Source organism: Sporomusa sp. (assembly GCF_035561155.1).
Lineage (GTDB): Bacteria > Bacillota > Negativicutes > Sporomusales > Sporomusaceae > Sporomusa.
Window position 1 is genome coordinate 1 of sequence record NZ_DATMYD010000122.1, and the last position, 12,663, is coordinate 12,663.

Below are 12,663 nucleotides of genomic sequence, written 5' to 3' on the forward strand. Positions count from 1 at the left end.
TACGGAACCGTTAAGAGTTAGAATGTAGGTCTTAAGCGAGCAATAGACCCTCTTTCTTGCTTAAATAAAGACATTGTGATGATTTATCTCTCTCGAATGGACTGGAACAGTCCAAATCACTCTTTTTTTAAGCAGACTCAACAGGACAAAAAGAGCTTTGCAAAAGTCCCGGCACAATTAGGAAGACCTTCGCAATCGCTTAGCAAGTGTTACTCGATAAGCTCCAGTTTGTCGCCAATTTGGGTAAGGGCTGCGGCTGCAGTGCCTTCAGGCAACTCAATGACATAGCTAGCGCCCAGTGAAATCGCCAGACAGCAGGGCTTTAGCCCTGCCACCACTTTGACTACTGCGTGAGAAGAATCAACAAATATTACATCAATCGGATAGCGCATACCAAAGGTATGTACACTGCTGCACGGCTTTATCAAAAGCCCCGCTCCCTCCTGCAGCTTAGGCGTAGCTAAAAGTCCAATCATCCGGGTAAAAAAACTGGCTGCTACCTTGATATGTTCACCTAATATCTGTTGTCTTGTTGTGTTAATAATCCGCATATTTATCCTTGCCTTTCTTAACTGTTCTATCATTAACCAAACATTTCTATCGACAATTGCAACGAAAATCGATAACTGAAACATAACATACGGCTTTTCTATTTTACTAAGGCACTATGATAAATTATAATAAAAGCAGTGAAGAGCGCGTTAAGTAAAAAACCATAAATATTAATCAGGAGGCTTAGCAGTATGGAGCAGTTTGAAAAGGTATCTGTCGTCAAGAAAGCTAATGTATATTTTGAGGGAAAGGTGACCAGCCGCACAGTGATTTTTGCAGATGGCAGCAAAAAAACACTGGGAATTATGCTCCCTGGTGAATATGAGTTTGGTACGGCGGCGGCTGAGGTTATGGAGGTTTTAGCAGGTGAGCTAATCGTATTATTGCCAGGACAAAGCAACTGGATTACGTATAAAGCCGGCGACAGCTTTGACGTTCCCGCTGACTCACGCTTTAAACTCAAGGTACCAATAGTAGCAGACTATTGCTGTTCCTATGTCTCAAACTAAATATCACTATAGCAGAAGGAGCCGGCTGACTAATTGCCAGGGCTCCTTCTGTTTTTTATTTACCCATTAAACTGCTAGCCATCTGGATGACGGCTGGGCCAAGCAGCACGACAAACAGCGAAGGAAAAATAAAGAGAACCAGTGGCAGCAGCATCTTTATCGGCGCTTTCATGGCTTTTTCTTCTGCCCGCTGGCGGCGTTTTTCCCGCATGGAGGCAGACTGCACTCTGAGCACATTACCAATGCTTACACCAAGTTGGTCAGCCTGAACTAGCGAAGTAGTGAACAGCGATAAGTCCGGCACATCACAGCGCGTGCCCATAGCGCTTAACGCGTCGCGCCGCGCAACGCCCATGCGAATTTCCTGCAGTACCCGGTTAAACTCTTCCACAAGCGCGCCTTTCATCTTTTCCGCCAGTTTAGCCAGCGCCCCATCAAAACCCAGACCGGCTTCCACGCTGACTGTTAATAAATCAAGGACATCAGGCAAGTCTTTTTGAATGCTCAGCTTGCGGGCAGCAATCTTATGATTTAAAAGCAGAAATGGCAACAGTTGGCTCACAAGGAAGGCCATGAGAATAAACCCAATTACTTGACCACCGGCGACGCCGGCCAGCACGCTTAGCGTTCCGGCAATTACCGGTAAAGCGACTGCCAAAAAGCCCATTAACAAGAGAAACTCATCACTGGTTAATCTGCAAAATCCGCCAGCCATAATGAGTTTTTGCTCAATGGTGGCCCGCACAGCTTTGGGTGTCAGTTTTGTCAGTACTCCGGCCATATCGCCTCGTAGCGGGGCTAAGATACGCTGCCGGAATGGCTTGGCCAGCTCATCATCAATGTCAGTGCGTCCTGACACTATGCCGTCAAGAGCTCTGAGCCGCATCTCAACCTGATCAGCCACCGGTACAAAGGTGTGAAGTACCAGGTAAAGGAGTACAAATGCTGTTATAAAGGTAAGCGCTATTATGGCAATAAGCATATGCATCCCCCCCTTTTATTTGGGCCAAAAGGTTTCGTTAGGCAGGTTTATTCCGTTTGCCGACAGCTTCTCCAGAAACTTAGGCCGAATGCCTGTCGGCTTAAAATAGCCGGTGATTTTACCGGTTGCATCCCGCCCGGTCTGTTCAAAGATAAATATATCCTGCAAGGTAATAACATCACCTTCCATACCTTGTATTTCTGTCAGGTGGGTAATCCGTCTACTGCCGTCCTGCAGTCGTGACTGCTGGAGAATTAGGTCAACAGCTGACGCTATCTGCTCTCTGATCGCTCTGACCGGCAAATCCATGCCAGCCATGAGCACCATGGTTTCCAGCCGGCTGAGCATATCGCGCGGCGTGTTGGCGTGACCTGTGGTAAGCGAACCGTCATGACCGGTATTCATAGCCTGCAGCATGTCAAGCGCTTCACCGCTTCTGACCTCGCCTACAACAATTCGGTCTGGCCGCATCCTGAGACTGTTGCGGACAAGATCGCGCATAGAAATTGCACCTTTACCCTCAATATTGGACGGCCGGGTTTCAAGGGTAACAACATGTTCCTGCCTAAGCTGCAGCTCAGCAGCGTCCTCGATGGTGACAATCCGCTCATCATGGGGGATAAATGACGAAAGAATATTGAGTGTGGTTGTTTTACCCGAACCGGTACCGCCTGATACCACAATGTTAAGCTTGCCTTCTACGCAGGCCAGTAAGAAATCCGCCATTTCCTGGGTCAGGGTGCCAAAGTTAATAAGATCCTTTACCATGAGTGGGTTTTTGGCAAATTTCCGGATAGTCAGGCATGGGCCCTTTAAGGCTAGCGGCGGGATGATGGCGTTGACCCGGGAGCCGTCAGGCAGCCTGGCGTCAACCATGGGCGAGCTCTCATCAATACGGCGGCCAAGCGGCGCAACAATTTTCTCAATGACATGCATGACATGGGCATCATCGCGGAATCGCACATCGCTAAGCACTAGTTTACCTTTACGTTCAACATAGACTTGTGTAGGACTATTGACCATAACTTCGGAAATAGACTCATCTTTTAATAACGGGTCAATCGGTCCATAACCTAAAACCTCATCAACAATTTCGGTAATAATCCGCGACCGCTCGCTTCTGGGTACTGGTACTGTTTCTTCATCCATAACCACATTGGCAATGCGGGCAACAACCTCTTCCAGCATTTTGCGGTCAGCATCCTTATCAACAAGCACTTTGCTTTCTTCCAGGCTCATTTCTTCGACTATTTTCTTGTGAATCTTGCCTTTAAGACTTTGATAAGGATCGATTTTCGGCGGCGCTGCCGTTTTTGGCTTTTCTACACCTTTGGGCGGCTGCTCCTGCTTTATCTGAGCTTCTTCCAAGCGTTTTAACAGCGACATAGTGTTCCTCCTATGGCTAATGGCGTTATTCAACAACAGTACCAGACATGAAGCACAGATGCCGCAGTTGCCTATCAGTGGATGCAATGTTACTGCGGCTAGTTTGGCGCTACTGATTCATACGGAACAAGCGCGGCACTATATACACCATAATCGGTCGCGGTGCCAGACGATTCACCGGCAACTACAGTCTGCATGAACTTGCCGCTTACAAGGTTGTCCTTCCCTGATCCAGCTACTCCCTCTAGAAAAAAGCCGGCAAAGCCAACAATCTTTACATCATGCCGCCCTGTATCATTAGTGATTGATTCAATCAATGGCACAATTACTATCCGTGGCGAACCTATCTCTACCGTATTAAAGGTAGCATACGGATCAAGGCCTATACGGTAGTTGACTCCTTCACTGGTACCACCTGACATATTACCAGTTTCGGTGGACACCCATTGACCTACCGACAACTTGGCATCATAGCCCAACTTAATATTATCGGTATAATTACGCGAACCGGTCCCCCCCAAAGCCAACGCATCGTAGTTACCGGCGTAGCCATCACCAGCACCAACTTTCAGAGCATAAGTCTGGCCGTAGATAAACTCCTGCCAGACTACTCCAAACGGCACCACCCCAATAACCCCGCTAGTGGGTCTTATAACGGCTGCAGCTTCTGCCCGGACATCGACTGCGTTCAGACCAAGGATTTTGGCAAATGTCATGTTAACTGTCCGTTTAGCGGTAGCAGTAACCACCTTATTGGTAGGAACAGCGACCTCTACCACATCGCCGGGATGGCTGTTCCGGGCGCCATACTCTCTGCCACTGGCCTCAGCATGAGCAGTATCATTAGGCAGATCCTGGACCCCGGCTAGAGCCGCGGCATCAGCTATGTTAACAAGCTCCGCCCTGTTTACATATAAAAATCCAACATCGACAACAAGGGCGGTAAAACCGATCAGGGCAGTGATTGCACAAGCAGTTAATACTGTTATTGTGCCTTTTTGATTATTAACAAATATCCTCATGGCAGTTCCACCCGCATAACCGACCGCCCGGTAAGTACCGGCGCGTCAGGCGCAAAAGCGCTATCAATGATTTCCTTAATTATAGGTGTTGTTACTTCAATCGGCTTGCTAGCCGTCACAGTAACTGATTTGCCCTGCTCGCGTTTGCCGCCTGGATAGGCAATGTTAACTTGCAAACCAGTATTACCAATGCTGGCGACTACATCGTTGACGACTGCCCGTGCTGCAGTATCGTCACTCACCGCAGCAGTTCGCGCGCCTTCCCGGGCGGCTGCCGTCAACACCAGATACTGATTCATTACCAGTCCGAACTCTAAGATGGCAAACAAAAGCAGTATGAATACAGGTAGTACAATGGCTGTCTCAACCATAGCCTGCCCCCGGTTCCGTTTAAGATAGTGGGTAATTTTCATATCATCACCCCTAGTAAGTAGTCATTATGAGATTATTCTCTACCATCATTGTAGCATGCCTACATCTATGATAACATAATGCCTGAGTCTTATCTCGCAAAGGAACTTAGTCCTTAGCAACCTAGGAGTATAGTCCTAACCTACTACTGAAAGAACAAGCCCTCCTGACAAAAGGCCAGGAGGGCTATATTTTACGCCAATAGTTCGATATATAAGTGCTAAAAGGATTCGTTTATTTGAATTTCGCGGTAAGGGTATCCAACTTGGACGCCAAGTCGACGCCCATAGGGGTGAATGATGCCACCGCAACGGCGGCAATTAATGCCAGAATCAAACCGTACTCAACCATGCCTTGGCCTTTCTCATTCAGATATCGAGCTTGGATCATTTCCCAATACATTTTCAACATTTGTCATACCTCCTAAATTTTTATGATTGTATTTTATTTAGGTAATCTCGTTTGGTTCTGATTTCATTATACCAGCGAGAAGGTATGTTAACATCGTCCTAGAGTCTCATTTACAGTAGGCATTGAGGCTTATTCTGGTAATCAATTTGGTAGGTGCTGGGTCCCAGCCACACCAAGGAAAAAGTCCTAACAGGTATCGACAGGCCTATGGCTTGAGCGGTACAGTAGCAAAGATTCGCGTGCCTTTACCTAATTCAGATTTTATATTTAGCTCGCCCCCTAGGAGGTTAATCCGTTCACGCATGCCCATTAAGCCAAAGCTCTCGCTGCCAACGTTCTCTGCAGACGCAAAGCCTTGTCCATCATCTTCCACGACAGCCGAGACTACGCTGGGGCGAAAGTCAATACGTACCCATACCGAGGATGCCTGCGCGTGTTTTTCTACATTGTTGAGAGCCTCCTGGATAATACGGAACAGGCCGATCTCAACATGGGAATCCAAACGCTTTTCTTCTCCCATTATTTTGACTTCGGGAAAAATACCACTCCGCTCTCTCATCGTATCAAGCACCCGTCTAATTGTAGGGACAAGCCCTAAGTCATCAAGGGTCATGGGTCTCAGATCAAAAATAATCTTTCTGGTTTCCCTAAGCGCTACCCGTACTTGTTCGCGAAGATCCTTGAGTTCGTGTTTTGCCCGGACAATGTCGGTATCAATCAAACGTTCGCATACCTCAGCCCGGAAAACGATATTGGCCATTGACTGTGCCGGGCCATCATGAATCTCCCGCGCCACCCGCCGCCGTTCCTCTTCCTGGGCTCTGATTATCTTCGCTCCAAAGACCTGGCTTGCCTGCAAGGATTCAATCTGAGTGACGACTGTTCCCATCTGATTACCCAAATAGCCGAGTACCGCTCCGACCTGTGAAACAAGCCCTTCCGCCTTCTCAACTGTGCTCTTCAGTACTTTAAGCCTGAGTTCCAAATCATCGCGCTGGCGGCGCAAATTCTGTTCCTGCAGCCGGGCCATCGCCAATTCGAGCTGGACATTACTGGTGTCTTCATAGGCGGCTTTAATATCGGTTTCTGTATATTCGCGAAAATTGCGGCTCACTTCCATAAGCCGGAGCCGGGAGCGACGCTCTTTTTTTTCCAGTTCGTCCACCTTGAAAATGATCTCGGCCGTTTCCTGTTTGATGCGCTCAACATCCCGCCGCACATTCTCCATTTCAGTCCGTGCAGCCTCATATATATCAAAAATCTGCGATTTGCTTTTTTCTACCGCGGCTATTGTTCCTTTTACGATCTTATCTAACATTTTTACATCAAGATTCTTCATGCAGGCCCAGGCTCCTCACCACACTAATTGAATTACACATTATAAGCCAAATTCGTCATACCAGGCCCATATCCTGCTAATAAAACACGCCAAAAGAGGGTGGAAATTTTTTCACCCTCTCACGCTTCTTTCAGATGTCAATATTGACAATTTTTTGGATGGCCACAATTCCTAGAAGCTGGCCACCAACAGCGGCCCCCAGCATAAGCTGCCCTGTCGGATGTGTGAAAAGGATATTACTATACCCGGGATTAAGAACCTGAAGCAAAAGCAGCATAGCGACTGGCAACAAGCTCACAATAATGCCTGACATGCGTCCCTGGGCGGTAAGTGTTTTAATCTGGCCTTTAATGCGAATCCGCTCACGGATGGTCGCCGCAATATTATCAAGAACTTCGGCAAGGTTGCCTCCTACCTGCCGTTGAATTAACACGGCGGTAATAGCCAAATCGAGGTCGTCACTGTCTACACGCTTGGCCATGTTACTCATTGCTTCCTCTGTGGGGACACCCAGATTCATTTCTTTCAGTGTCCGGCCAAACTCGACGGAAATGGGCGGCAGCATTTCCCGCGCAACCATTTCAATCGACTGCATAAAGCTATAGCCTGTTCTAAGGGCATTGGCAATCAAAATCAGCGTATCCCCCAACTGAGCATTAAATGCCCTGGCCCGCCGTTTAATTTTTATTCGCAGGAACAGAAACGGTGCTAAGTAACCAATAACACCACCAACCACCGCGCCGGTCAATCCGCCTTTAAGCAGGCACAGCACTGCTCCGGCAAAAGTTGTTCCCAGGCATATGACTAAAAGCTCGGAGGTTTTCAGCGGTAGTCCGGCCTGAATAAGACGATGCTCAACTCCCCTTGACCAGGATCCATCAGATAGCTCCAACAATTTACTCAATTGCCTGATTAACGCCCGCCAGCCGGTCAATTCGCGTGCTGCAGCCCTCTGCACCGCAGCCTGACTTGTCACATCTGCGGCTTGCTTGACATAGTGGCCGAGACGCTGTCCAACTGCTTCTCTGTCATGTGTCTGCCAACGATAGAGCAGCAAGCAGACAACAAGCAGATTAAGAAATAGTGCAATTCCGATCAGCGGCAGCATGCTACCGTCTCCTCTCTAGCCAAATAACCGTTTAAATCTTCCTACAACCCCCAGGGCCGGCTGCTCTTCGATCTGCTCCTGCCACTCGCTGCCGGCAACCAGGCGAGCCAAATTGACGATACTATGGGCCACCGGCGTTTCCGGATGACTGACAACAAACGGTACACCCCGGTTGACCGAGGCCACAACCACCTTGCCATCACTAGGCACAGTAGCCGAGAACTTATATCTCAGGCTTTCTTCCACCTCGCTGATCTCCATACCGGCATCGGTATTGGCCCTGTTTAACACTACTTTGACCTTATCCTCACCATATTTGAGTGACTCCATAATCTCTAAGCATAGTTTGACATTCTTAATTGTCGGCAGGTCAAGCGCAGCCACTACCAGGATAATATCAGAGGCATCAAGTATGGCCAACATACTGTCAGAAAAGGTTGGCGCAGTATCAATAACCGTGTATTTGAAGCTTGAGCGCATAGTCTTAAGGATAGCTGACAGGTGGCTGCTTGTCACAGTTTCGGCTTGTTCGGGCCGGAGGGGTGCCGGCAGCAGTTTTACATTGTTGTTAAACTGCGCCAGATAACCGTCTAGAACATTGGTATCCAGATGTTCGATATCCCGCACCAAATCGGCAATTGTAGCACGTGGTATTAGATTTAAGAACAGTGCGACATCACCGAACTGCAGATCAGCATCAACGATTCCTACATTTGATCCGGTTTTAGCCGCCAGAGCCACTGCCAGATTTGTTGAAATCGTTGTTTTGCCAATACCGCCTTTGGTACTGAATACTGTGATGATTTTGCCTTGCTCTTCCCGCTTGGGCTCAAGCTTTACGACATTGCGCCGCTTTTTCTCATTACTAAAACTTTGCTTAATGGCCTGCAGTAATTCATCCCCACTAAAGGGCTTTACCAGATAATTTTTGGCTCCGGCGACCATCGCCCGCCTTAGGTATTCCTGTTCGCCCTGTACACTCATGATGATAATAGCGGAATCAGGGGCTTCAGCGGCAATTTTTTCCGTAGCCGCAATCCCATCCATGCCTGGCATATTAATATCCATTAAGATAATATCAGGCTGCAGTTTTTTTACCTTTTCGACAGCTTCACTACCTGATTCGGCTTGACCGATTAAAACTAAATCCGGATCAAACTCCATCAGTTTGCAAATATTTTCCCGGGTTGCCGCAATATCGTCGGCTATAAAAACTTTAATCTTTTCAGCCATTTGTCTTACCCCCTAAATGGGTTTTCTTTGACAAACTCCTTCATTTCCTGTGTCTGCGATGGAATATATTCGGCAGGATTAACAATCGTCGGAGTTACCAAAATAATAACTTCTGTCTCTCCCCGGCTAAATGAGGTGCTCTTAAACAAGTTGCCAAGGATAGGAATATCTCCTAACAGCGGGATTTTCTGTACGTCTTTAGATGTTTCACTGGAAATTAAACCACCAATGGCCATGGTTTGGCCGGAAGACATTGCAACAGCAGTCTCGGCTTTACGCATTTTAATAGGCGGAATTTTCATGCCCAGACCAAGTTCAATTTTGTGTTCACTAGACCAATCCAAAGTGCTGACCTCAGCTTTAATTTTGCTCTGAATAAGTTTTTCAGCGTTCACTTCAGGCGCGATGTCCAGCTTAATTCCATACTCTTTCCATTCAATGGAAATACGGCCATTATCTAAGCCAACAGGCACTGGTATCTGGCCGCCTACCATAATATTGGCCTTATCACCGCTTAGTGTGATCATATTGGGTTGGGATAATATCTTGGCCAAACCGTTTTTCACCAGTGCGTCTAGCTGTGCATTTATCGGACTATAGGTGCCCAGATTACCAAATGCTGTTGGTGCCAGCGGGTTTGTACCGCCATATGATTGACCAAAGGCGAAATTACCAGGGGTTCCAGCCTCATTGCCAGACCATTTAATGCCTAAGCTCTTAGCCGCTTCCCGGTTAATCTCAATCACCCTGGCCTCGATTTTCACCTGTACCGGCCGGGTAAGCTCCAGCAGATTGACAACTTTATCGGCATACGCTGACGCCACCTTTTCGGCCCGGGTTTTCTGGTATTGATCATTGACGGTGCCTTCCAGAATAATAGTTTTATTAACCTTGCTTACAGTAATATCGGAAAGTCCGAGAATATTCTTAATGTCGTTGGCAATAGTGATATCAGCGGCGCCGACCTCCACCAAATAGCTGTACCGGTTGCCGCCGGCCCAGATATGAAGGGTGGTTAACCCTGGCGCTTTGCCGACTAAGAGCACTTCAACACCTGATACAACTACTACATCGGCAATTTCAGGATTAGCCACTGCCACACGCTCAACGGCGTTAAAAGTAAGAACGCGCGATTGATTGACGGCCACTGCCAGTTTATCCTCGGCAGCCACTGCAACAGCACTGATCAGCATAATCGCTAGTATAATACCAGCTACCACAGGCAACTTAAGTTTCTTCATAAGACTCCTGCCTTTCTATTCGGCTCAACTTGCAGAGAATTTTGCTAATGGATTGGCACTACCTCTGTTTTGGTACCACGAATCATCTGGATGCCTGAAGGCGGCTGCTTGACCGGAGGTGGTGGGGGCGCCTGCTCTCTTGGCTCTGTGTTTGGCACATGACTACCGACAAGGTCATACGGTGTAACCGGACCGGCAATACTGATACCTGCATTGTGAAGGAACGGTCTCAAGGCCAGGCGCACTTTGCCTTTGTCTTCAGACAGCGCCAGCTTGGAGGCTTCCTCTGGCGCTACGGCCAGCGTTACTGTCGCTGTTTTAATAACATCTTTTTTATCTTTAGAATTATTGCTATTAACTGTTTCAGCAGCTCCACCCTCGGTTTCCCGGTTAGAAGCCAGTACCAGAACATTCTGTAAGACTAAATGGCTGAGATTATCGCCTGTAATGTTTTGGTCAAATGTAACAACTACATCCACATAGTCACCGGCTTTGACAAATCCAGCCACCCCGGTTACTTCGTTCACGCCGATCGTTACAGCTCGTTTATCTGAGGGAATCAAACCGGTAAAGCCTGCTGACTTGCCTTCGATAATAAGCCGCCTGGCCGTAATCTGTTCACCGGCCACAATCTGCTCCTTGGACAGGGTACCAACAACTTCTTTGCTATCCTGTACTACGCCAGGCTGCAGATATGGGGCAGGGACCTTTATCACCTTCACCATCTCGGGGGTAATTCTAGTCTTGGCGCCGATGTCAACTTGGGCGACCACGACTGCTACCGTATCCTTGGGCTGACTGCCACTTGACTTTTGCAAATAGCTGTACACTAGACCTGTTGTTAATAAACTAAGAATAACTGCACTCATTAAGAGCCCTTTGTTAGAAAGCTTGAGCATGCCTTCCCTCCTGCCCGTTACTCATACTCTTACTATAATTTTAACCGAGCAGCCCCCCGTGACCTATCGGACCTACCGTTTAATTTCTTAGGACTTATGACCTGTACCCTTATAACCAATGTTTTTGCCGGAAATAACGCATCATAATCAGGCCTATCCCCAGCATGACAGACATAATAAGCGGATAGCCGTACTCCCAAGTCAGTTCAGGCATATTCTCAAAATTCATGCCATATACCCCGGCAATGAAAGTAAGGGGAATAAAGATCGTCGAAATGATTGTCAGCATCTTCATGACTTCGCTCATCCTGTTGCTAATACTGGATAAATAGATATCCATCATCCCTGTCAGCATGTCACGGTAAATCTCAACTGTCTCAATGACCTGAATAGCATGATCGTACACATCTCTTAAGTAAATCAGCGTCGATTCCTGGACATGAGCGGTTTCCCCCCGTTCAAGCACACTGATTAATTCACGCACAGGCCATACCGACTTACGCATAAACAGCATATCATGTTTAAGAGCGTGTAGCTCATGCAGCAGTTCCGGGCGTGGCTGAGCAACAATCTGATCTTCTACCATTTCAATTTTTTCACCCAAATGTTCAAGTACCAAAAAATAATGGTCGACCACACTGTCAATCAAGGCATATAGCAAGTAGTCTGCTCCCAGCTTTCTGATTTTGCCCTTCCCGCTTTTAATTCGCTCATATACTCCGGCTAAAACGTCTCTGTCACCTGGTAATCTTTCCAGAAAAGAGATTACATAGTTGGAGCCAAGGATAAGACTAACCTGTTCGGCCTCATAATCAGGCGCCTCATCTGTCACGTTCAATGATTTTACAATTACGCACAAATAATCTCCATAATCCTCCAGCTTGGGACGCTGGTCGGTGTTTAAGATGTCTTCGAGCACCAAGGGGTGAATATTAAACTGCTGACCAATACTTTCAACGGCTTTAGAATTAAGTCCGCGTACGTTAATCCAGGTAACGCCAGATTTTGTCGACAACTGCGCTAACCCATTGTACGAAGCACCATTTGTTTCAGTAAATGTATCGCCGTCATAATGCACTACGCTAATATAAGTCTTCTCGGCGCGGGTATCACCAATATGTACCAGCGTTCCCGGCGGTAAACCAACCTTAGAAGCCTTGACTCTCTGAAATTTAGGCATAACACACCTCACAAAAAAATATGTAAGGAAAGACGTTCTCTCTTCTTACATATTTTCCCTTTATGAATTCTCTGTCTTACTGTTCATATTAGCTAGCACCATACAACCACCGCAATAAAAGAGCCGACATGTGATCTACATCATACTTTGTCCAAACATCTTCTAGTAAAATATTACATAAAGAGGGTGGCAATGATGGATAAGACGATGATCCGACTGTCTGAAGAGATTGAGAGATTGCGTGAACAAATGCATAAACGGTCTGAAAAAGTCGGTATATCACATCCTGATATTATGCGCCTCAGCCGTAAGCTTGACAAATTAATTAATCAATATTTGTATTATACCCGCTGTCTAAAAGTTTTCTAATGCGGTTAGTTACAGTTTCGT

General features: G+C 47.1%; 14 protein-coding genes. 2 read left to right on the forward strand and 12 right to left on the reverse strand.

The window, feature by feature from the left end; genetic code table 11:
- Positions 1–209 precede the first annotated feature (209 nt).
- Positions 210–551, reverse strand: a complete 342-nt coding sequence (locus VN447_RS16330; RefSeq protein ID WP_325526407.1) for a DUF192 domain-containing protein — start codon at positions 549–551, stop codon at positions 210–212.
- 192 nt (positions 552–743) lie between these two features.
- Between VN447_RS16330 and VN447_RS16335 the strand changes: the two genes are divergently transcribed.
- Complete coding sequence (locus tag VN447_RS16335) at positions 744–1,061, forward strand: pyrimidine/purine nucleoside phosphorylase (RefSeq protein WP_325526408.1); 318 nt, start codon at positions 744–746, stop codon at positions 1,059–1,061.
- A 55-nt stretch (positions 1,062–1,116) separates the two neighbouring features.
- On the opposite strand, the gene VN447_RS16340 is transcribed toward VN447_RS16335, so the two are convergent.
- The 11 genes from VN447_RS16340 to corA all read right to left on the reverse strand — a co-directional run bounded on the left by VN447_RS16340 (position 1,117) and on the right by corA (position 12,273).
- Positions 1,117–2,043: a type II secretion system F family protein gene (locus tag VN447_RS16340; protein WP_325526409.1), complete on the reverse strand. Its 927-nt coding sequence runs from the start codon at positions 2,041–2,043 to the stop codon at positions 1,117–1,119.
- A gap of 15 nt (positions 2,044–2,058) precedes the next feature.
- Complete coding sequence (locus VN447_RS16345) at positions 2,059–3,429, reverse strand: CpaF family protein (RefSeq protein ID WP_325526410.1); 1,371 nt, start codon at positions 3,427–3,429, stop codon at positions 2,059–2,061.
- A gap of 98 nt (positions 3,430–3,527) precedes the next feature.
- A complete protein-coding gene (locus VN447_RS16350) occupies positions 3,528–4,451 on the reverse strand; it encodes a Tad domain-containing protein (protein WP_325526411.1) in 924 nt (307 codons plus the stop codon).
- Positions 4,448–4,864 (reverse strand): TadE family protein, encoded by a 417-nt coding sequence (locus VN447_RS16355; protein WP_325526412.1) that lies wholly within the window; start codon positions 4,862–4,864, stop codon positions 4,448–4,450. Before VN447_RS16355 ends, VN447_RS16350 begins: the two co-directional genes overlap by 4 nt.
- 232 nt (positions 4,865–5,096) lie before the next feature.
- Positions 5,097–5,273, reverse strand: coding sequence for a Flp family type IVb pilin (locus VN447_RS16360; protein WP_325526413.1), 177 nt, complete (start codon positions 5,271–5,273; stop codon positions 5,097–5,099).
- Positions 5,274–5,478: 205 nt separating this feature from the next.
- Positions 5,479–6,612 carry a sensor histidine kinase gene (locus tag VN447_RS16365; protein ID WP_325526414.1) on the reverse strand — a complete coding sequence of 378 codons (1,134 nt, stop codon included), beginning with the start codon at positions 6,610–6,612 and terminating at the stop codon, positions 5,479–5,481.
- Between the two features lie 130 nt (positions 6,613–6,742).
- A complete protein-coding gene (locus VN447_RS16370; protein ID WP_325526415.1) occupies positions 6,743–7,720 on the reverse strand; it encodes a type II secretion system F family protein in 978 nt (325 codons plus the stop codon).
- A gap of 15 nt (positions 7,721–7,735) precedes the next feature.
- Positions 7,736–8,953: a response regulator gene (locus tag VN447_RS16375; RefSeq protein WP_325526416.1), complete on the reverse strand. Its 1,218-nt coding sequence runs from the start codon at positions 8,951–8,953 to the stop codon at positions 7,736–7,738.
- Positions 8,954–8,958: 5 nt separating this feature from the next.
- Positions 8,959–10,194 (reverse strand): type II and III secretion system protein family protein, encoded by a 1,236-nt coding sequence (locus VN447_RS16380; RefSeq protein WP_325526417.1) that lies wholly within the window; start codon positions 10,192–10,194, stop codon positions 8,959–8,961.
- Positions 10,195–10,238: 44 nt separating this feature from the next.
- Positions 10,239–11,093 carry a Flp pilus assembly protein CpaB gene (gene cpaB, locus VN447_RS16385; RefSeq protein WP_325526418.1) on the reverse strand — a complete coding sequence of 285 codons (855 nt, stop codon included), beginning with the start codon at positions 11,091–11,093 and terminating at the stop codon, positions 10,239–10,241.
- A 109-nt stretch (positions 11,094–11,202) separates the two neighbouring features.
- Positions 11,203–12,273 carry a magnesium/cobalt transporter CorA gene (gene corA, locus VN447_RS16390; RefSeq protein WP_325526419.1) on the reverse strand — a complete coding sequence of 357 codons (1,071 nt, stop codon included), beginning with the start codon at positions 12,271–12,273 and terminating at the stop codon, positions 11,203–11,205.
- Positions 12,274–12,465: 192 nt separating this feature from the next.
- On the opposite strand from corA, the gene VN447_RS16395 reads away from it, so the two are divergent.
- Positions 12,466–12,642, forward strand: a complete 177-nt coding sequence (locus VN447_RS16395; protein ID WP_325526420.1) for an aspartyl-phosphate phosphatase Spo0E family protein — start codon at positions 12,466–12,468, stop codon at positions 12,640–12,642.
- The last annotated feature ends 21 nt before the right edge of the window (positions 12,643–12,663 follow it).